The following is a 19933-nucleotide window of genomic DNA, read 5'->3' as shown; positions in this document are numbered from 1 at the left end:
TCGATTGGGTGGGCTCATACGTGCTGGCTGGTTTCGCGCGCCAATTCAATCCGCTTGCTCTGCCAAAGGCCGGATCTCGGATCGGCTTGACCTCGCTTTTGCTGCTGGCCGGCGCCGGTACGGTGCATGATGCGACGGCGCTGAACGAAACCCGCACCCTCTCCTTCCACCACACCCATTCCGATGAAGACCTCACGGTCACCTTCAAGCGCGACGGCCGCTACGACGAAGAAGCGCTGAAGAAGCTCAATCATTTCCTCCGCGACTGGCGCAGCCAGGACTCCACCACGATGGATCGGCACCTGTTCGACATCATCTGGGAAGTCTACCGCGACGTCGACGGCAAGAAGCCGATCCAGATCATCTCCGCCTACCGCGCCCCCGCCACCAATGCCATGCTCCGCCGCCGCTCTTCCGGCGTGGCGCGCTTCAGCCAGCACATGCTCGGCCACGCGATGGACTTCTATATCCCGGACGTGCCGCTTGAGCAGATCCGCGCCGCCGGCCTTCGTTTGCAGCGTGGCGGCGTCGGCTTCTATCCTACCTCCGGATCGCCTTTCGTCCACCTCGATACCGGCAGCGTCCGTCACTGGCCGCGCATGACCCACGATCAGCTGGCCAGGATATTCCCGGACGGACGCACGGTGCACCTGCCGTCCAATGGCGGTCCAATGAAGGGCTATGAACTGGCCCGCGCCGACATCGAACGCCGGGGCAATGGCGACGGTACCGCAACCGTCAGCAAGATGCCGAATCTGTTCGCGGCGCTGTTCCGGGGCGGCAAGTCGACTGAAGAAGATGACGAGGGCGGCAGCGCTCCCGTCAAGAATGAGAAGCCCGCAGCGGCCAGTGTGGCCGCTGTGAAATCCGCCGAGCCGGTCCCAACTCCGCGCGCAAAGCCGGTCGGTGCGACCATCCAGCTCGCCGCAGCCGACGCCCAGATCGTGGCGGCCCCCAAAGCTAGGCCTGAGTCCAAGCCTGAGACGAAACAGGTTGCGCAGGCTTCCGCCGACAAGGCCGAGCCGAAGCCGCAAACGCCGGCCGATATCATTAATTCCCGCGGCTTCTGGGACGACGTGCCGGGCAAGGCAAATCAGGCCACTCCCGCCCAAGTCGCAGCCCTCCGCGCCCGCCAGGCGCTCGCCGCCGCCACCGATCCGCAGCCGACCGCCAGCGTCAGCGACGCGTTCAACAAGGCGATGGCCTATGCGCCGGCCGCTTCTTCGCCGGCCGACCGCTCCAATATCGTCGCGGCCTCCGCGGCGATCCCTCGCCCCGCCCGCCCGGTGCGCAATGCCGGCGCCGCCGCGACCGAAATCAACACCGTGGTCGCCAAGGGCACGCAGGGTCAGGACAGCGTGGTCGCCACCTCGACCCGCCTCGCCGCCGCGCAGGGCAACAATGTCTGGATGCGCGTGGTGATGTTGGCGCCGAGCGCAAGCAGCGCGATGTCGACGACGGTGCTCGGCGACACCGAGATGACCCAGATGCGCGCCCACTTCGTCAAGCCGCGGGCCGCGATCTCAATGACCTTCTCGGAAGATCCGATGATGGGCATGACCTGCGACCGCTTCACGGGATCGGCAACCGCGCAACTGCCGACGCAGTCGTTCGTGCTGCGCACCGCCGCGCTGCGCTAAGGCTCACCGTCTCTCTACGGACTAGCCGTCGTCCTCGCGAACACGAGGATCTGTAACCGCCGTAGCCCGGATGGCGCGCAGCGCGATCCGGGAAAACTTCACCCGCTACACGAAGGCCCCTGATCTCGCTTCGCTCCATCCGGGCTACGCGAAAACTCACAGCATCCCGAGTGCCTGCATGTAGGTTTCCAAAATGGTTTCCTGCTCGGCGCGCTCGTTGGCGTCCTGCTTGCGCATCCGCACGATGGTGCGCAGCGCCTTGGTGTCGAAGCCGTTGCCCTTCGCTTCGGCGTAGACGTCTCGGATGTCGTCAGAGATCGTTTTTTTCTCTTCTTCCAGACGCTCGATGCGCTCGATGATGGCCTTGAGCTGGTCTTTTGCGAATCTTGTCGCGGGCTCGTCCTGGACGGCGGCGGCGGAGGTGGCCATCGGGTACTCCTGAGTGGAACTGACGGTGATGCTGAAAGATCAAGCGCCGCACGCGTTACCGCACGGCGCTTATGTCAGAATTGACCCTTAAGATCGGGGGGCCTCGCGTCAAGGCAGCATCGCGCTCATCCACAGCGCGCCCACAGGAGATCGAAGCTGTCATTCCGGGGCGATGCGAAGCATCGAACTATGGGATGCAATTTCGCACCCGAGAATCTCGAGATTCCCCGATGCGCAATTGCGCATCTGAGGTCTGGTTCTAACGCACCATCCCGGAATGACTAGCTCAGTCGACCAGTCGCCATGTCAGTAGAGTGCCGCTCAATGCCCGCTGTGGGCTTTTTTCATCGCCGCGAGCTGTTCCGGCGTGGCAGCGCCCTGATATTTCGCCTTCCACTCCTCATAGGGCATGCCGTAGACCGCCTCACGGCTCTCGTCCTTGCTGACGGCGATGCCCTTGGCGTCGGCTTCTTCCTTCATCCAGTTGGAAAGACAGTTGCGGCAGAAGCCCGCCAGATTCATCAGATCGATGTTCTGGACGTCGGTACGGGCACGCAGGTGGCCGACCATGCGCCGGAAAACGGCGGCTTCCAGTTCTGTTCTGGTTTTGTCGTCGATCGTCATGGTCTTGGATCCCGCGTCACATGTGCCGAGCATATTGATATCAGGTGGGAATTGTCACAGATTTTGCCATGTCTGCGCGCAAAATTGGCAACCTCACGAGGCGTCCCGGTTTCCCATAGCGCGGGAAAGGCGTTCCCCGGCCGTTGACAGGCCCCGCCGGGTCACGCGAAATCGTCAGTGATTTGATATAGCTTCGCTGCATGACTGGAAAAGATTCGCGCTGCTTGTCTCCCTTCCCCGCTCGCGTGACCGCCGCCGGCCTTGCGCCGGCGCTTGCACTGGCGGCGGCGTGTCTGTGGAGCAGTCCAGCGGCGGCCGATTTCCGGCTCTGCAACAACACTTCCAGCCGGGTCGGCATCGCGCTGGGTTACAAGGATGCCGAGGGCTGGACCACCGAAGGCTGGTGGAACGTGTCGTCGCGCAGTTGCGAGACACTGCTGCGCGGAACTCTTGTTGCGCGCTACTATTACATCTACGCGCTCGACTATGACCGCGGCGGCGAGTGGTCGGGGCAGGCCTTCATGTGTTCGCGTGACAAGGAATTCACCATCAAGGGTACCGAGAACTGCCTGGCTCGCGGCTACGACCGTACCGGGTTCTTCGAGGTCGACACAGGCGAACAGCGGGCGTGGACAGTGCAACTGACAGAAGCCAACGAGCAGCCCGCGCAGCGCGTGCCGGGCATTCCAGGCACGATGGGACCGGGCGGTCCGGGCGGGGTTCCGGGGCTATCCAATCCGCCGGGCGGACCGGGTCTGCCGCCAGCCCCGGCGCCCAAGCAATGAGACGGCTCCGTCGCATCAAGATTCTCGCAACGCTCGGCCCGGCATCATCAGACAGCGCGATGATCCGGAAACTGTTCGAGGCCGGTGCGGACGTGTTCCGCATCAATATGAGCCATACGCCGCACGACAAGATGCGCGAGCTGGTCAATACCATCCGCAATGTCGAGAGCAGCTACGGCCGTCCGATCGGCATCCTCGTCGACCTGCAAGGACCGAAGCTGCGGCTCGGCGCGTTCGCCGAAGGTTCGACCCAACTCAAGAACGGCCAGAGTTTTGTGCTCGATTCCGACAAGGCGCCGGGCGACAACAGCCGCGTGCAGTTGCCGCATCCGGAAATCCTCGCCGCACTTCGGCCGGGCCACGCGCTGCTGCTCGACGACGGCAAGGTGCGCCTGATCGCCGAGGAAACCTCGTCCGATCGCGCGGTAACGCGGGTCGTGATCGGCGGCAAGATGTCAGACCGCAAGGGCGTCAGTCTGCCCGATACCGACCTGCCGGTATCGGCGATGACTCCGAAGGATCGCGCCGATCTCGAGGCTGCGCTGGTGACCGGGGTCGACTGGATCGCGCTCTCCTTCGTGCAGCGCGCCGAGGACGTCCACGAAGCCAAGCGGATGATCCGCGGCCGCGCCGCCGTGATGGCCAAAATCGAGAAGCCGCAGGCGATCGACCGGCTCGCCGAAATCATCGACGCTTCCGACGCGCTGATGGTGGCGCGCGGCGACCTCGGCGTCGAACTGCCGCTGGAGCGGGTACCCAGCCTGCAGAAACAGATGACGCGGATGGCGCGCCGCGCCGGCAAGCCGGTGGTGATCGCAACCCAGATGCTGGAATCGATGATCCAGGCGCCGGTGCCGACGCGCGCCGAAGTCTCCGACGTCGCAACCGCCGTCTATGAAGGCGCCGACGCCATCATGCTGTCGGCGGAGTCGGCCGCCGGCAAATTCCCGGTCGAAGCGGTCTCGACGATGAACCGCATCGGCGAGGAAGTGGAGCGCGACCCGACCTATCGCTCGGTGTTGTCAGCGCAGCGGCCCGACCCGGAAAATACGGTCGGCGACGCCATTGCCGACGCCGCGCGGCAGATCGCCGAGACGCTGGAACTGTCGGCGATCATCTGCTGGACCTCATCCGGCTCAACCGGTATCCGCGTCGCACGCGAGCGGCCGAAACTGCCGGTGGTGGCGATCACGCCAAACCTTGCAACGGGCCGCAAATTGTCCGTCGTCTGGGGCGTGCATTGCGTGGTGGCCGAAGACGCCCACGACCAGGACGACATGGTCGACCGCGCCGGCTCCATTGCCTTCCGCGACGGCTTCGCCAAGGCCGGCCAGCGCGTGATCATCGTCGCCGGCGTGCCGCTCGGCATCCCCGGCACGACCAACATGGTGCGCATCGCCAAGGTCGAAGCGGAGGGTGCCGCGGAGAAGTGACGATACGGGTGATTCCGGGGCGATGCGCGGCATCGAACCCGGAATCTCAAGATTCTCAGGTGCGCAATTGCGCACCATAGTTCGTCGCTTCGCGCCGCCCCGGAATGACTGGAGAGCTACTGCAGCGTCGCGTCCAGCGTGATCTTCGTGTTCAGAAGTTTCGACACCGGGCAGCCGGCCTTGGCCTTGTCCGCCAACTCCTGGAATTTCGCATTGTCGGCACCGGGGACCTTCGCATTCAGCGCGAGATGAACCGAGGTGATCGCAAAACCATCGCCTTGTTTTTCCAGCGTGACGTCGGCCTTGGTTTCCATCTGTTCGGCGATGAGCTTGGCTTCGCCTAATATCAGCGACAGCGCCATGGTGAAGCACGCAGCGTGGGCCGCGCCGATCAACTCTTCCGGATTCGAGCCAGGCTTACCCTCGAAGCGGCTCGAAAAGCCGTAAGGATAATCATTCAGCGCGCCGCTTTTGGTGGAGATCGCGCCCTTGCCGTCCTTGATACCGCCCTGCCATTTGGCAGATCCTGATGTCGTCGTCATGGCATGCTCCTGATCGCGGGTTGGACCGTCGATAAGCCGCAGCGTGGCAAATGGTTGCGACAAAGTCGTGTCGAGCAGCGGTGAGTTCAGGCGCCCACCAGCGCCTTCGCCGGCAGCACTGCCTGCACCACGAGGCCACGGGCGCGGGCATCCATCACGCCGACGGCGCGCAGCGCCAACAATGTGACCGTTTGCACGGCGTCGCGCAGCTTTGCGGGATCGTCCAGATTCTCGGGCGCCAACGGGCCGACCAGCGATTCATGCAGCGCGCCGAGCAGCGCCGTGGCGGCGAGAGCCGTATCCTGCGCCGGCAGATGGCCGGCGCGCACCGCGGCATCGATTCTGGCGGCGATCTCGCCTGAGATTTCCCGGCGGCTGGCGAGCCGCGACACCGAGACGTCGACATCGACGGGTTCGGCCAGAATGCCCCAGGCGAGCTTGCGCTGCGACAGCACATGCACGGCAACGGTGGTGACAGCGGCGGCGAGCGCCGAGGACGGCCCCGGCGCGGCATCTGCCGCACGGCGGATCGCGGCCAGTTCGTCGCGCGAGACCTCTGCAATCAGTTCGGAAATCAGCTCGGCCTTGGAGGGGAAGTAACGGTAGACGGTGCCGGCGGCGACATTGGCGCGGACCGCGACCGGGGCGATCTGCACCGCCGCCATGCCGCCTTCGGCCGCAGCGTCCCGCGCCGCTGCCAGGATGGCGCTACGCCGCGCCGCCAGCCGCTTTACGACCTGATGGGTTCGCCGATAGACCATGGCGCGGTCTTCCGTCCCCGGCGCGTCCGCGGAGCCTGCCAGAACGCGCGCACCTTCAATATCTTGAGCGACAAGCACGCTCATCGCTTTGAAGAAGTGAACAACTATTCACGGCTGATGACAAGACGGTTTTGCAACGCGGATCTGGAGAGGTTTTGCCGGCGGGGCTCGCGAACCGTTAATGGGCTCTCAACGCTGGCCGGTTAGCATGGGCCGAGTTGGCAGCCTCAGATCGGTCGCACTCGGCCCGGATCGGTAAACGCCGTCTGATGCACGTCCTCTTGCGGTAATCGGGCGAGAACTGCGCGCTCCCGCCATGAAGCGGAATTAGCTTGGAGAGCGTTTCCATTGTTGCGCCTTGTCGCGTTCCTGATTGTTGGCCTTCTGATCGGTACGGTTGCTGGCAAGCTACTGACGTCGAACGCCCACCAGATCGATTTGGCCGCGGTTGCGCCGCCGGCGCGGGTCGAACGGTCCTGTGCTCACGCATCCGGCAACACGGCAATCATCGTCGTGCACGGCCAGAGCAATGCGGGCAATTGGGGAAGCGCCCGACATACCGCGCGCGAAGCCGTCGACAATTTCGACCCGCTCACGGGCAAATGCTTCGCTGCCGCCGATCCCCTGCTGGGCGCCGACGGCATCGGCGGGAGCTTTGCAACACGGCTCGGCGACATCCTGATCCAGGCCGGGCGCTACGATCGCGTGATCGTCGTACCCCTTGCCATTGGCAGCGCCTCGCTTTCGGTTCTGAACAATGAGCGGGCCGATTGGATCACAAACGCCATCTTGAAGCTGAAGACAGCGGGCCTAACGCCGACGCATTTTCTGTTTCAGCAAGGTGAAACAGACGCGACGTCAACGATATCAGCGGAGCAATATGCCTCGCTGTTGCATCAGCTCGTGAAGCGATTTCGAGCGGCCGGCTTCGATGCGCCCTTTTATCTGTCACGCAGCACAAAATGCGACAGGGCCGAGCCGAAGAACACGGCTGCGGTACGTGCCGGCCAACTATCTGCTGTCGATGACGCGCTCAATATCCGCCAAGGACCCGACACCGACACGATCGGAAATGACGGCCGCAACCCTTCTGATGGTTGCCACATGAACGAAGTCGGAACGCTTGCCAACGCCGCCCTGTGGGCAGCGTTCATCAAATAGCAGCTGGCGTCCAACGTCCTGGCGCACGGCACGGGCGCCATTGCGTCGCGCCAGTCATGCGCCCACTGCAACGAACGTTTGCGCCGGCTCCCGCCGCCACCACAGGCCGGCGCGGCGCAGGATCAGCGCGGCCACGACCAGCGTGGCGGCAAGGCCCATTGGCGCGCCGGTGAACATGTAGCAGCCGATCAGGACGACGACGGTGCCCAGCGCCGGAAGCTCATAGGCGCGAAAACCGCTCTTCAGTCCGATGCGGACCAGGAAGCCTATCGGGATCGCCAGCACCATCATGTCGTACATGAAAAGATAGGGCGTGGTCAGCAGCGTACCGGCGGCAAGCGCTGCGGCCTTCAAGGTGTAGGGCACGCGACTTCGCCACATCAGCGTCAGCACCACGGCAACTGAGGCGGTAAGAACCCATTGGCATGCCCAGCCGAGCGGTTCGCTGCCACCGAAGTAGCGCACCATCGAGAAGATGCTCTGCAACTTCCACCATGGGGCTTTGCCTTCGGTCAGGAACGCCTGCGAGAATCTCGGCATCCAGTGGAAGAACGCCAGCCAGCTTTCGATTCCGAAGGCGAGCCAGGAGGCAACGGCCACCACCACCGCCGTGACGGCGGCGCTGATGAATACCCGCCAATGGCCGGCTGCGATCAGCACGACCGGGAAAAGCAGTCCGTATTGCGGCTTGTAAGTCAACAGCCCGAGGCAAATGCCTGCGAGAACCGGCCGTATCGGGATCAGGTAGACCGTGCCGCCGATCAGCGCCGCGGTGAGGAAGCCGTTCTGCCCAACCAGCGCATTGATGAACGCCATCGGAATCGCAAGCGCAAGCAGATAGCCGAAGGGGTGGCCGGCGATCGCACGTATTGCGACTAGGAAGGGCACAAAGCTGACCACGACCCAGCCGATAAAGGCGAGCTGATAAGGAAGCTGCGCCAGCAGCGATGCGACGAACAGAAACGGCGGCGGATAGTGCCAGGCAAAATAACCGACGAAATCCTGACCGAGCTTTGCGACCTCGACCTGCTTCTGGACATCCCAGTCATAGGCCTGCGCCGGAAGACCATCGAGCACCAGGCGGCCGGCCGCCCAGACGTTGATAAAGTCGGTCGGGATGCCGAGGCCGTTCCGATCGTAAACCCACCAATGCGAGAAATACGCCGCTCCGCAAAGGCTCACATTTGCAACCGCCAGCACTAAGCAGACCCTGACAAGCCATTCAGGAATTGGAGCCGACAGGCTTGCGGTCGTGGGGGCGGAAAGAGAGGCGGTCATGCGCGGTCCTTGCCTGGGCGCGCCCTGTCCGGACACGCACATCCTCAAGCAATAGGCTGGACTGAATTGAGGAAATCTTAAGTTTTAGGCAACAACGGCGATTTTCCCGTCGTCCCTGCGAAAGCAGGGACCCATAACCATCGGAGCCAATTTTTACAAAGAGCACCCACCTGTGTGCCTCATTGAGAAATCACGCGGTATGGGTCCCCGCGTTCGCGGGCACGACGTGTTGGGAGAGTACGACTTCCCCTATTCCCAGCTCAGCGCCCTGCCGTTCTGATATTCGATTACCCGGGTCTCGAAGAAATTTTTCTCCTTCTTCAGGTCCATCGCTTCCGACATCCAGGGAAACGGATTCTCGGTCTCCTCGAATACGCGGGCGAGCCCGAGCTGCGCGCAGCGGCGGTTGGCAATGAAATGCATGTAGCTCTCGCACAGCGCCGCGTTCAGGCCGAGAAAGCCGCGCGGCATGGTGTCCCGCCCGTAGGCCGCTTCCAGTTCGGCGGCCTCGTGCACCATGGCGCGGACTTCGTCCTGAAACGCCTTGGTCCACAGATGCGGATTTTCGATCTTGATCTGGTTGATGACGTCGATGCCGAAATTCAGGTGAATCGATTCATCGCGCAGGATGTACTGGTACTGCTCGGCGATGCCGACCATCTTGTTGCGCCGGCCGAGCGAGAGGATCTGCGCGAACCCCGTATAGAACCACATGCCTTCGAAGATCACATAGAAGGCGACGAGATCGCGCAGGAAGGTCTGGTCGGCTTCCGGCGTCCCGGTCTTAAAATCGGGATCGTCGAGGTGCTGGGTATGCTTCAGCGCCCATGCCGCCTTGTCCGTGATCGACGGCACCTCGCGATACATGTTGAACAGCTCGCCCTCATCCAGCCCCAAGCTCTCGACGATGTACTGGAAGGTATGGGTATGGACAGCTTCCTCGAAGGCTTGCCGCAGCAGATATTGCCGGCACTCCGGATTGGTCAGATGCCGGTAGATCGCCAGCACGATATTGTTGGCGACGAGGCTTTCGGAGGCCGCGAAGAAGCCGAGGTTGCGCTTGATGGCGCGGCGTTCGTCTTCCGTCAGCCCGTCGCGCGATTTCCACAGCGCGATGTCGGCCTGCATGGAAACTTCGGTCGGCATCCAGTGATTGTTGCAGCCGGCGAGATATTTCTCCCACGCCCATTTGTATTTCAATGGTAGCAATTGATTGACGTCGGCACGGCAGTTGATCATCCGCTTGTCGTCGACAGATACCCTTCCGCCGCTTCGGTCGATAGTGCGGAGGCCGGCGTGATCGGCCTGGGTAACGGATTGCGCCACGAAGGGCGGCGGCGCTTGACGCGGGGATGCGGATGGTTCGGACCAGTCGAGCATTGTCGTTCCTTTTCTTCTTGCCGCTTACTGGCAGGCTTCGCATTCGGGATTATCGATCGAGCACGCCACCGCACCGGTTAAATCCGGCGCGGTGGTGGCCGGCGCGACGATGATCGGGGCTGCAGACATCATCGTCACGGACGCGACGCTGTTGAGCTTGCCGTCGGTGCCCCGGAGCGTCGATTTTTCGACATGCGTCGCACTGCGCGAGCGCAAGTAGTACGTCGTCTTCAGCCCGCGCGCCCAGGCCAGCCGATAGAGCGCGTCGAGCCTCTTGCCGCTAGGGTTGGCGATATAGAGATTGAGCGACTGCGCTTGGTCGATCCATTTCTGCCGCCGCGACGCCGCCTCGATCAGCCAGGCACTGTCGATCTCGAACGCGGTGGCATAGAGCGCCTTGAGGTCATCGGGAATGCGGTCGATGCCTCCTAGGCTGCCATCGAAATATTTGAGATCGTTAACCATCACCGCGTCCCACAGCCCGCGCGCCTTGAGGTCGCGCACCAAAAACTCGTTCATCACGGTGAAGTCGCCGGACATGTTGGATTTGACGTAGAGGTTCTGGTAGGCGGGCTCGATCGACTGCGCCACGCCGCAGATGTTGGAAATCGTCGCGGTCGGCGCGATCGCCATCACGTTCGAATTGCGCATGCCGGTCGATCTGACGCGCTCGCGCAAGGTATCCCAGTCGAGCGTCGTGCCGCGGTCCATCGCGAGACCGCCGCGGGCTTCCGCCAGCAGTTCGATCGAATCGATCGGCAAAATGCCGCGGCTCCACAGCGAGCCGTCAAATGACGGATAGCGCCCGCGCTCAGCCGCCAGATCGACGGAGGCTGATATGGCGTAATATGAAATCATCTCCATGCTGGTATCGGCGAACGTCACCGCCGCGTCGGAAGCCATCGCGATCCGTAACGCCTGCAGCGCATCCTGGAATCCCATCAGCCCCAGCCCGACCGGGCGGTGCCGCAGGTTCGAACGCCGCGCTTCGGGAATGGTGTAGAAGTTGATGTCGATGACATTGTCGAGCATCCGCATCGCAATGGTCACGCTGCGCTTCAGCCGCGGCTCGTCCAGCCGGCCTTCCCGCACGTGATTGAGGAGATTGATCGAGCCGAGATTGCACACAGCCGTCTCCTCGTCGGAGGTATTGAGCGTGATTTCGGTGCAGAGGTTGGAAGAATGGACGACGCCGGCATGGCGCTGCGGCGAGCGCAGATTGCAGGGATCCTTGAACGTGATCCAGGGATGCCCGGTCTCGAACAGCATGGTCAGCATCCTGCGCCAGAGATCCGTGGCGCGGATCTGCTTGAACACGCGGATCTCGCCCCGCTCCGCCTTGGCTTCGTAAGCCGCGTAGCGCTCGGCGAACGCCTTGCCGTAGAGGTCGTGCAGATCGGGCGCCTCGTCCGGCGAGAACAGCGTCCATTCGCCATCGGCCTCGACGCGCTGCATGAACAGATCGGGTACCCAGTTCGCGGTGTTCATGTCATGGGTGCGGCGGCGATCGTCGCCGGTGTTCTTGCGCAGATCCAAAAACTCCTCGATATCGATATGCCAGGTCTCGAGATAGGCGCAGACCGCGCCCTTGCGCTTGCCGCCCTGGTTGACCGCGATCGCGGTGTCGTTGGCGACTTTCAGGAACGGCACCACGCCCTGGCTCTCGCCATTGGTGCCTTTGATATGCGCGCCGAGCCCGCGCACGCGGGTCCAGTCGTTGCCGAGCCCGCCGGAATATTTTGCGAGCAGCGCGTTGTCCTTGACCGACTTGAAGATGCCGTCGAGATCGTCGGCGATGGTGGTGAGAAAGCAGGACGACAGTTGCGGCCGCAGCGTGCCGGAATTGAACAGGGTCGGCGTCGAGGCCATGAAATCGAACGACGATAAGAGATCATAGAACTCGATCGCACGCGCCTCGCGGTCGATCTCGCGGATCGCCAGCCCCATGGCGACGCGCATGAAGAACGCCTGCGGCAGTTCGATGCGGTTGCCGCGCACATGCAGGAAATAGCGATCGTACAGCGTCTGCAGCCCCAGGAACTGGAACGCCAGATCGCGCTCCGGCTTCAGTGCCACGGCAAGCTTGTTCAGGTCGAAGCGCCCCAGATCGGGATCGAGCAGCTCCGCCTTGATGCCGGTCTTGATATAGGCGGGAAAGTATTCGCCATAGCGCACGGCCATCTCCGTCTGCGACGCGCTGGTCGGCGTATCGTGCACGAAAGACAGCACCTCGGTGCGCAGCTTGTCGAGCAACAGCCGCGCGCTGACATAGGCGTAGTTCGGCTCCTGCTCGATCAGCGTGCGCGCCGCCATCACCGACGCCAGCGCCAGTTCTTCCTCGCTGATGCCGTCATAGAGATTGCGCTGCGTTTCGGCGAGCACGGCAGCGGCGCCGACACCCTCGAGACCGGCGCAGGCCTCCGCGATGATCAGCATCAGGCGCGCGATATCGAGCGGGACCTGCACGCCGCTGGTCAGAGTGACACGCAGCGAAGGCCCGCCCGACGGTTGGGTGGCGATGGCCGCATCCTGCCCGGCGCGCTGGCGCGTGCGCTCCTCGCGATAGAGCACATAGGCGCGTGCGACTTTGTGGTGCTCGCTGCGCATCAAAGCCAGCTCGACCTGGTCCTGCACATCCTCGATATGAAAGGTGCGGCCCTCGCTCATCCGGCGCGATAGTGCGCCGACGACTTCCGAGGTCAGTTGCTCGACGATTTCATGCACACGGCGGGATGCGGCCGCGCCATGCCCCTCGACTGCGAGAAACGCCTTGGTCATCGCCACCGAAATCTTGCTGACGTCGAATTTCGAAACCGTGCCGTTGCGGCGAATCACCTGCATCGGCGGCTGCGCTGCCGACAAGACGAGCGATTCGGGGCGTAGCTGGATGAATGGAACGGCGTTGGCTTCGCGATCGAGAGAGAGTGACATCAAGAGACCCCGTGATGGTGTTGGGGCCGGATGTCGGAGAAGACGCTACAGCTTAGCCCGCGGGAAACGCAGGCATGCATCTGCAAGCGCCGCCGGGACACCCCGCCCGTGGACGTTTTTTCGGTGTCGCGGCAGGTCTCCTGGCTCGCAGGTCGCGGTTGTCCCCGTGTCTTCCCAATGCGATGCCGCATCAGTGACGCAAGATTCGGGAGCAACTCACTGCTTACAGTTGCGGGGGCAGCGCCGGATTTTCGCGGCTCTCGCGCGATACACCGGCTTCCCTCTTAGCCACCATTTGTTGGGCCATGGTGGACCGTGACAGCTATATCTCGTGTTATTCGCATGCGGCTGTCAATGGGGCTAGCGGACATTTTCAAAGATTTCGTAGCCCGGATGGAGCGCAGCGCAATCCGGGAGATCTATATCGCGTCACGCCTGTTCCCCGGATTTCTCTGAGCCTGTCATCGGGCGCGCGTTCGCGCGACCCGTTGTCTCCATCCGGGCTACGAAATGACACCACCCGAGTTGACGCACCTGCCGCGTTGCCGGTAAGTGGACCCGTCGTGGTTCTTCGGGAGACGTTCTTTCGAAGCTAAGAGGGAAGCCGGTGCGGCCGAAAAAGCCAAAGCCGGAGCTGCCCCCGCAACTGTAAGCGGCGAGCCGCTGTCCAACAAAGCCACTGAGACCTCTGGAGGTTTCGGGAAGGCCGGACAGCAGCATGGACCCGCGAGCCAGGAGACCTGCCTCGACAACATACACGTCCTCGGGCGGGGTGTCCCGGTGGTGCGGTTGCGATTTTTCGCGCGCGCTCTGCCGCTTCGCGAAAATCCAGACGTGTCACTTCGGCCTTTGCCCCCAACTTTGGGGTTAAGCCAATGTCTACTTCAACCATCTCCACTTCCTCACTTCCCGTTGCCTCCCTCGGCATGCCGCGCATCGGGCCGCGCCGCGAGCTGAAATTCGCGCTGGAGAGTTTCTGGTCCCGGCGCAACCGACGAGAAGGCACTGATCGAAACCGGCGTCGGACTTCGCGCCGCCAACTGGGCACGTCAGAAAAAGCTCGGCGTGACCGTGATCCCGTCAAACGATTTCTCGTTCTACGACCAGGTGCTCGACACATCCATCATGGTCGGCGCGATTCCGCAAATCTATCGCTGGAACAGCGGGCCGGTCCCCCTCGCGACTTACTTCGCGATGGCCCGCGGCGCGCAAGGCAAGGCGCATGAGGTGAGCTGTGGCCATGCCCTTCACGGGCACGACGCTGCGCACGGCGTGCCGGCGCTCGAAATGACAAAATGGTTCGATACCAATTACCACTATATGGTGCCCGAACTGACGAAGGATCAGCAGTTCACCCTCGGCTCGCGCAAGCCGATCGAGGAATACGAGGAGGCGAAAGCGCTGGGCTATCAGACCCGGCCCGTGCTGGTCGGGCCGGTCACGTTTCTCAAACTGGCCAAGAGCAAGGATGCCGGTTTCAATCCACTGTCCCTGCTTGATCGCTTGCTGCCGGTTTACATCGAGGTGCTGCGCGAACTCGCCTACCGGGGCGTGGAATGGGTGCAGATCGACGAGCCCTGCCTGGTGCTTGACCTCGATATCGTCGCGCAGCAGGCGCTGCATCATGCCTATACGGAGATCGCGCGCGCAGTGCCGCAACTCAAGATCATGCTGGCGACCTATTTTGGCGGGCTCGGCGCCAACCGCCATACCGCGCTGGCGCTGCCCGTCGCCGGCCTGCATCTCGACCTCGTGCGCGCGCCGGAGCAGATCGACGAGCTTAGCGGCTTTCCTGGTGACCGCGCGCTGTCGCTCGGAATCATCGATGGCCGTAACATCTGGCGCGCGGATTTGAGCCGGCTTCTCGACCAGCTCGAACCCGTGATCGCCAAACTCGGCGAGCACCGTGTGCAGATCGCCCCCTCCTGTTCGCTACTGCATGTCCCGATCGATCTGGCGCTGGAGACCGGGCTCGAGCCTGAAATCAAGAGCTGGCTGGCGTTTTCAGTGCAGAAGCTCGAGGAACTGACTACGCTCGGAGCGGCGCTTGCCCGTGGCCGCGGAGCGGTCGAAGTCAGCCTGAAAGCGTCAGACCAGGCGGCAGCCTCCCGCAGGGCGTCGCCGCGCATTCACGATGCGAAGGTAGCGGCACGCGTTGCCGGCATTGACGAAGCGATGCGCTTCCGCTCCAGCATCTTCGCAGAACGCGCCACCGTTCAGCGCGAGCGCTTCAACCTGCCGGCGTTCCCGACCACGACCATCGGCTCGTTTCCGCAAACCGCCGACGTCAGGAACGCCCGCTCCGCTCACGCCAGGGGCGCCCTGACGGACGAAGCCTATAAGCTCTATCTGCAGAACCAGACGGCCCGCGCTGTGCGCTGGCAGGAAAATATCGGGCTGGATGTGCTCGTGCATGGCGAATTCGAGCGCAACGACATGGTGCAGTATTTCGGCGAACAGCTCGCGGGCTTCGCCTTCACCTCGCACGGGTGGGTGCAATCCTACGGATCGCGCTACGTCCGTCCTCCGGTCCTGTTCGGCGACGTGTCGCGCCCGAAACCAATGACGGTCGAGTGGTGGCAATACGCCCAGTCGCTGACGAAAAAGCCGATGAAGGCGATGCTCACCGGCCCCGTCACCATCCTGAACTGGTCGTTTGTCCGCGACGATATCGCGCGTAGCGAAGCCTGCCGGCAGATCGCCCTCGCAATCCGCGACGAGGTCGCCGACCTCGAAGCGGCCGGCGCCGGCATGATCCAGATCGACGAGGCGGCGCTGCGGGAAGGCCTGCCGCTGCGCAAATCTGAATGGCAGGCGTATCTGGACTGGGCCGTCGAGGCCTTCCGCCTCTGTTCGTCCGGCGTGCGCGACGAGACGCAGATCCACACCCATATGTGCTACTCGGAGTTCAACGACATCATCGGCGCGATCGGCGCGATGGACGCCGACGTGATTTCGATCGAGACCTCACGCTCGAAGATGGAGCTGCTCGACGCGTTCAGGGATTATCGCTATCCGAACGAAATCGGCCCCGGCGTCTACGACATCCATTCGCCGCGCGTGCCTGATATCGAGGAGATGACTGCCCTGTTGAAGCTCGCTCGGATGCGGCTATCGGATACCCAGATCTGGATTAATCCGGATTGCGGACTGAAGACCCGCAAATGGGAGGAAGTCCGACCCGCGCTCGCCAACATGGTGGCCGCCGCCCGCGAATTGCGGGCGCTGGCGTAATCTACCCGTCCCGTCTCTCATCAAGGCAAATCAAGGAGAACGTCATGCGCTTCTGGATCGAATGCACGCGATTTGAGACGGGGCAACCTACCCACATCAACATTGCCCTCATCGGCAGCATGTGGCGCGAAGGCGAGCGCACCGTGCTCGCCTTCGTCGGCGGCGATGGGCAAAGGGTCGAAGTGGTCGAGACGCCGGAACACATTCTGGCTGTGCACCTCGGGGCGCCGGCCGCGGCGCCATGACGATTCGTTCTGCAATCACCAAAGCGCTCCCAGCTGTTGTCGTTGAAACATGAACCGGCAAGGCAGCGGCGTGAAAACGCGACGTTCCCTTCCCACCGCGCCCCAGATGCTATTTGTTCTAGGTCAGTGTCTATTCGCGACACGAGGACCGATCACAAGCATAAAAAACGCGGCGTCACCGCCGCGTTTGGTTTGTTCAGAACTGACCGTGCCTTACGCCTGCGGCTGCGGCTCCAAGCCCGGGTCGGGACGCGGGCGCGGTTTGCCTGCCGGCGGCACGGCGGAGGCGCGCGGCGTGCTCGGCTCCAGCACCGATTCGCGGTTGGGCTTCTTGCCCTTCAACAGATCGATGATCTCGTCGCCGCTCAGCGTCTCGAATTCGAGCAGACCCTTGGCCAGCGTCTCCAGATCCTCGCGTCTCTCGGTGAGGATTCGGGTGGCCTCGTTGTAACCTTCCTCGACCAGCCGCTTGATCTCCTTGTCGATCTTCTGGACGGTCGCTTCCGACGCGTTCTGTGTGCGCGACACCGACATGCCCAGAAATACCTCGTCCTGGTTTTCACCGTAGGACACGGTGCCGAGTTCTTCCGACAAGCCCCAGCGCGTCACCATCATGCGGGCCAGACGCGTCGCCTGCTCGATGTCGGAAGCTGCACCCGAGGTGACCTTCTCGCGGCCGAAGATCAACTCTTCCGCGACGCGGCCGCCCATCATGATGGCGAGACGCGAGGTCATCTGCTCGAGCGACATCGACAGCTTGTCGCGCTCGGGGAGCTGCATCACCATGCCGAGCGCACGGCCGCGCGGAATGATCGTGGCCTTGTGGATCGGATCGGTCGCGACGACGTTGAGGCCGACGATGGCGTGGCCGCCCTCGTGATAGGCCGTCAAGAGCTTCTCTTCCTCGGTCATGACGAGCGATTTGCGCTCGGCGCCCATCATCACCTTGTCTTTGGCTTCCTCGAACTCGGCCTGCGTCACCATGCGCTTGTTGCGCCGGGCAGCCGTCAGTGCGGCCTCGTTGACGAGGTTCATCAGGTCGGCGCCGGAGAAGCCCGGCGTGCCGCGCGCGATGGTCTTGAGGTTGATGTCTGGCGCCAGCGGCACCTTGCGCACGTGAACTTTCAGGATCTGCTCGCGGCCGACGACGTCAGGGTTCGGCACCACCACCTGGCGGTCGAAGCGGCCGGGACGCAGCAGCGCGGGATCCAGCACGTCGGGACGGTTAGTCGCGGCAATCAGGATAACGCCTTCATTGGCTTCAAAGCCGTCCATCTCGACCAGCAACTGGTTGAGCGTCTGTTCGCGCTCATCGTTGCCGCCGCCCAAGCCCGCGCCGCGATGACGGCCGACCGCATCGATTTCGTCGATGAAGATGATGCAGGGCGCATTCTTCTTTGCCTGCTCGAACATGTCACGAACGCGGGAAGCGCCGACGCCGACGAACATTTCGACGAAGTCCGAACCCGAGATGGTGAAGAACGGCACGTTGGCTTCGCCCGCGACCGCCCGCGCAATCAAGGTCTTGCCTGTGCCGGGAGGACCGACCAGCAGCACGCCGCGCGGAATTCGTCCGCCGAGGCGCTGGAATTTTCCGGGGTCGCGCAGGAATTCGACGATCTCCTGCAGGTCCTGTTTGGCTTCGTCGACACCCGCGACGTCCTCGAAGGTGACCCGGCCATGGGCCTCCGTCAGCATCTTGGCGCGCGACTTGCCAAAACCCATCGCCTTGCCGGCGCCGCCCTGCATCTGGCGGGACAGGAAGATCCACACGCCGATCAGCGCGATGAAGGGCAGCCAGGAAACCAGCAGCGAAACGAACCATGGCACGTTGTCGCCGGGTGGCTTCGCGGTGATCGAGACCTTGCCGTCATAGAGGCGCTTGACCAGCGTCGGGTCGTTCGGTGCATAGGTCTGGAACGAGGAGCCGTTGGTGAAGGTGCCGTGGATTTCCGGCCCCTGGATCACGACGTCGCGCACGCGGTTCTGATCGACCTCGCTCAGGAGCTGCGAAAACGTGATGTCCTGCGAGGACGTGCGCTGACCCGGATTCTGGAAAAGCGTGAACAATGCCAACAGCAGCAAGACAATGATGACCCAGAGGGCGAAGTTGCGCAGATTGGCGTTCATTGATCTTCCTTCGTGGTCGCGCGGATCGCGGGCCTATGTCCTTGGCAGTAACCCTAGAATATTCCTTGGGTAGTGAGGCGAGAATCCCCGGTCCACTGCACCCAATCTAGGTGGCGCCTGGGTCAATGCCAAGGGAACGACACGGGACTATTTAACGCATCTTAACGCGATTCCCGTTCAAAAAATGGCGCAAAAGCCGGGTTTTTCCGGGGTGGTTAAGGCTCTCCGTCCCGATATTGCGCATATCCCGACATGGGAACGTTTCTCAGGCCCGGTTGCCCCGGCGCGGCGGCGCCGGATCGACGTGAATTCGGCCTCCGGTCAGGCTGATCGCGGCCCCGGCCAGCGTCTGTTTCAGTCTTGTCTGCTTTTGGCCGTTCGCAATGGCGTTGTCCAGTACCGCCAGCAGCGCCTCGACCTTGCCGAGTTCCGCGGGTCCTTCGTGACCGGCCCGGTCGATCGCGCGCTTGAGCAGCCGAAGCCGGATTTCCTCGGGCAAGCCGGCAAACGCCTGGGCATCGAATCCGAAGCGCCAGGCATCATCGCGATTTCTCACGGCGAGATAGCGCTCGGCGCCGTCGGCCAGCACTTCAATCGCGGCATTCGCCCGCGCCAGCCTCGATGCCAGCCGCGCCAGGTTTCGGCTGTCGCCGCCCTCCTCGGCCAAAACCGGCATCAATGCACGCAGCCGCGGCCGCGTGAAGCTCATGTCGCGATTGGTGGGGTCGTCGGCAAAGGCGATCTTCGCCTTGCCCAGCGTCGCGACGAGCCGGGACTTCGGGATATCCAGCAGCGGCCGCGCCAGCCACACGCCGTCGCGCTCGGTCTCGCGCGCCATTGCCGCGAGACCGGCGATGCCGCTGCCGCGCAGCATGCGCATCAACAGCGTCTCGGCCTGGTCGTCGCGGGTATGCGCGGTGAAGATGTGCGTTGCGCCGCTCGCCCGTGCGGCCTGCACCAGCAGGCGGTAACGCGCTTCCCGCGCTGCAGCCGGCAAGCCGGTTTTCGGCTTGGCCCCGGTCCAGCGCAGCGTGCGATGAGGCAGATCAAGCGAGCCGGCGAGGCGCTTGACGTCGTGGGCCTCGCGCGCGGCCTCCGGCCGCAAGCCATGATCGACCGTCATGGCGATCAGTCGCGGCCCCCGCGTGAGCGAACGTCGCCATCGCGCGGCAAGCCACATCAGCGCCATCGAGTCGGGACCGCCGGACACTGCCAGCACGAGCGCGGGCGCAGCTCTCCACTCCGCGAACAGGCTTTTAGCCTCGCTCGCTGAAATGGGAGATCGGTCGAAATCAGACATAGCCCTGCCAACGCCGTGAAAACTCTATGTTTGGAGCGATCTGCCGATTACCGCAAGGCA

General features: G+C 63.2%; 15 protein-coding genes, 1 pseudogene and 2 riboswitches. Of the genes and pseudogenes, 7 read left to right on the top strand and 9 right to left on the bottom strand.

Features of this window, described 5'->3' with window-relative positions; all coding sequences use genetic code 11:
* Positions 1-8: 8 nt before the first annotated feature.
* The gene (locus HCN58_RS32585; protein ID WP_171583449.1) at positions 9-1640 is read left to right on the top strand and encodes a peptidoglycan L,D-endopeptidase MepK; all 1632 of its coding nucleotides are present in this window, start codon (positions 9-11) and stop codon (positions 1638-1640) included.
* Positions 1641-1796: 156 nt separating this feature from the next.
* On the opposite strand, the gene HCN58_RS32580 is transcribed toward HCN58_RS32585, so the two are convergent.
* Together HCN58_RS32580 and HCN58_RS32575 are read right to left on the bottom strand one after the other, a co-directional pair.
* The gene (locus HCN58_RS32580) at positions 1797-2069 is read right to left on the bottom strand and encodes a DUF2312 domain-containing protein (protein ID WP_057847308.1); all 273 of its coding nucleotides are present in this window, start codon (positions 2067-2069) and stop codon (positions 1797-1799) included.
* A gap of 321 nt (positions 2070-2390) precedes the next feature.
* Positions 2391-2693: a DUF1244 domain-containing protein gene (locus HCN58_RS32575; protein WP_171583448.1), complete on the bottom strand. Its 303-nt coding sequence runs from the start codon at positions 2691-2693 to the stop codon at positions 2391-2393.
* Between the two features lie 200 nt (positions 2694-2893).
* Here HCN58_RS32575 and HCN58_RS32570 point away from each other — a divergent pair, with 200 nt between their 5' ends.
* A complete protein-coding gene (locus HCN58_RS32570) occupies positions 2894-3478 on the top strand; it encodes a DUF1036 domain-containing protein (protein ID WP_376701247.1) in 585 nt (194 codons plus the stop codon).
* Positions 3475-4911, top strand: coding sequence for a pyruvate kinase (gene pyk / locus HCN58_RS32565; protein ID WP_171583447.1), 1437 nt, complete (start codon positions 3475-3477; stop codon positions 4909-4911). The genes HCN58_RS32570 and pyk overlap by 4 nt, the downstream gene beginning before the upstream one ends.
* 116 nt (positions 4912-5027) lie before the next feature.
* Here pyk and HCN58_RS32560 read toward each other — a convergent pair whose 3' ends face one another.
* Positions 5028-5453 (bottom strand): OsmC family protein, encoded by a 426-nt coding sequence (locus tag HCN58_RS32560; protein ID WP_171583446.1) that lies wholly within the window; start codon positions 5451-5453, stop codon positions 5028-5030.
* 86 nt (positions 5454-5539) lie between these two features.
* A complete protein-coding gene (locus HCN58_RS32555; protein ID WP_065743132.1) occupies positions 5540-6214 on the bottom strand; it encodes a TetR/AcrR family transcriptional regulator in 675 nt (224 codons plus the stop codon).
* A 348-nt stretch (positions 6215-6562) separates the two neighbouring features.
* Here HCN58_RS32555 and HCN58_RS32550 point away from each other — a divergent pair, with 348 nt between their 5' ends.
* Positions 6563-7375 (top strand): sialate O-acetylesterase, encoded by an 813-nt coding sequence (locus tag HCN58_RS32550; protein WP_171583445.1) that lies wholly within the window; start codon positions 6563-6565, stop codon positions 7373-7375.
* 54 nt (positions 7376-7429) lie between these two features.
* Here HCN58_RS32550 and HCN58_RS32545 read toward each other — a convergent pair whose 3' ends face one another.
* From HCN58_RS32545 to HCN58_RS32535, 3 genes are all read right to left on the bottom strand, one after another.
* A complete protein-coding gene (locus tag HCN58_RS32545) occupies positions 7430-8653 on the bottom strand; it encodes a glycosyltransferase family 87 protein (RefSeq protein ID WP_235984092.1) in 1224 nt (407 codons plus the stop codon).
* A gap of 249 nt (positions 8654-8902) precedes the next feature.
* On the bottom strand, positions 8903-10033 hold the full coding sequence (locus tag HCN58_RS32540; protein WP_171583443.1) for a ribonucleotide-diphosphate reductase subunit beta: 1131 nt from the start codon (positions 10031-10033) through the stop codon (positions 8903-8905).
* Between the two features lie 24 nt (positions 10034-10057).
* Positions 10058-12964: a ribonucleoside-diphosphate reductase subunit alpha gene (locus HCN58_RS32535; RefSeq protein ID WP_171583442.1), complete on the bottom strand. Its 2907-nt coding sequence runs from the start codon at positions 12962-12964 to the stop codon at positions 10058-10060.
* Positions 12965-13077: 113 nt separating this feature from the next.
* A riboswitch (cobalamin riboswitch) is annotated at positions 13078-13297 on the bottom strand.
* A 214-nt stretch (positions 13298-13511) separates the two neighbouring features.
* A riboswitch (cobalamin riboswitch) is annotated at positions 13512-13726 on the top strand.
* Between the two features lie 113 nt (positions 13727-13839).
* On the opposite strand from HCN58_RS32535, the pseudogene HCN58_RS37590 reads away from it, so the two are divergent.
* The 3 genes and pseudogenes from HCN58_RS37590 to HCN58_RS32525 all read left to right on the top strand — a co-directional run.
* Positions 13840-13989: pseudogene (locus HCN58_RS37590) on the top strand (hypothetical protein); the annotation flags it as partial.
* Entirely contained in the window at positions 13970-16198 is a 2229-nt protein-coding gene (gene metE, locus HCN58_RS32530; protein WP_376701248.1) for a 5-methyltetrahydropteroyltriglutamate--homocysteine S-methyltransferase, read from the top strand. The pseudogene HCN58_RS37590 and the gene metE, both read left to right, overlap by 20 nt.
* 44 nt (positions 16199-16242) lie before the next feature.
* Positions 16243-16443: a hypothetical protein gene (locus tag HCN58_RS32525; protein ID WP_171583441.1), complete on the top strand. Its 201-nt coding sequence runs from the start codon at positions 16243-16245 to the stop codon at positions 16441-16443.
* A 213-nt stretch (positions 16444-16656) separates the two neighbouring features.
* Here the strand turns inward: HCN58_RS32525 and ftsH are convergent, their stop codons facing one another.
* Both ftsH and tilS read right to left on the bottom strand, forming a co-directional pair.
* Positions 16657-18573, bottom strand: coding sequence for an ATP-dependent zinc metalloprotease FtsH (gene ftsH, locus HCN58_RS32520; RefSeq protein WP_171583440.1), 1917 nt, complete (start codon positions 18571-18573; stop codon positions 16657-16659).
* A 265-nt stretch (positions 18574-18838) separates the two neighbouring features.
* Positions 18839-19873 (bottom strand): tRNA lysidine(34) synthetase TilS, encoded by a 1035-nt coding sequence (gene tilS / locus HCN58_RS32515; RefSeq protein WP_171583439.1) that lies wholly within the window; start codon positions 19871-19873, stop codon positions 18839-18841.
* Positions 19874-19933 lie beyond the last annotated feature (60 nt).

This window comes from Bradyrhizobium australiense (genome assembly GCF_013114825.1).
GTDB lineage: Bacteria > Pseudomonadota > Alphaproteobacteria > Rhizobiales > Xanthobacteraceae > Bradyrhizobium > Bradyrhizobium australiense.
Note: the sequence above shows the minus strand (reverse complement) of the source record. Positions and strands in the feature narration are given on the sequence as shown.

Coding starts and splice junctions, on each gene's coding strand:
- HCN58_RS32575 (WP_171583448.1), bottom strand. CDS start 2,693: ATGACGATCGACGACAAAACCAGAACAGAACTGGAAGCCGCCGTTTTC.
- HCN58_RS32555 (WP_065743132.1), bottom strand. CDS start 6,214: ATGGTCTATCGGCGAACCCATCAGGTCGTAAAGCGGCTGGCGGCGCGG.
- HCN58_RS32535 (WP_171583442.1), bottom strand. CDS start 12,964: ATGTCACTCTCTCTCGATCGCGAAGCCAACGCCGTTCCATTCATCCAG.
- HCN58_RS32560 (WP_171583446.1), bottom strand. CDS start 5,453: ATGACGACGACATCAGGATCTGCCAAATGGCAGGGCGGTATCAAGGAC.
- HCN58_RS32545 (WP_235984092.1), bottom strand. CDS start 8,653: ATGACCGCCTCTCTTTCCGCCCCCACGACCGCAAGCCTGTCGGCTCCA.
- ftsH (WP_171583440.1), bottom strand. CDS start 18,573: ATGAACGCCAATCTGCGCAACTTCGCCCTCTGGGTCATCATTGTCTTG.
- HCN58_RS32540 (WP_171583443.1), bottom strand. CDS start 10,033: ATGCTCGACTGGTCCGAACCATCCGCATCCCCGCGTCAAGCGCCGCCG.
- HCN58_RS32525 (WP_171583441.1), top strand. CDS start 16,243: ATGCGCTTCTGGATCGAATGCACGCGATTTGAGACGGGGCAACCTACC.
- HCN58_RS32570 (WP_376701247.1), top strand. CDS start 2,894: ATGACTGGAAAAGATTCGCGCTGCTTGTCTCCCTTCCCCGCTCGCGTG.
- pyk (WP_171583447.1), top strand. CDS start 3,475: ATGAGACGGCTCCGTCGCATCAAGATTCTCGCAACGCTCGGCCCGGCA.
- HCN58_RS32580 (WP_057847308.1), bottom strand. CDS start 2,069: ATGGCCACCTCCGCCGCCGCCGTCCAGGACGAGCCCGCGACAAGATTC.
- tilS (WP_171583439.1), bottom strand. CDS start 19,873: ATGTCTGATTTCGACCGATCTCCCATTTCAGCGAGCGAGGCTAAAAGC.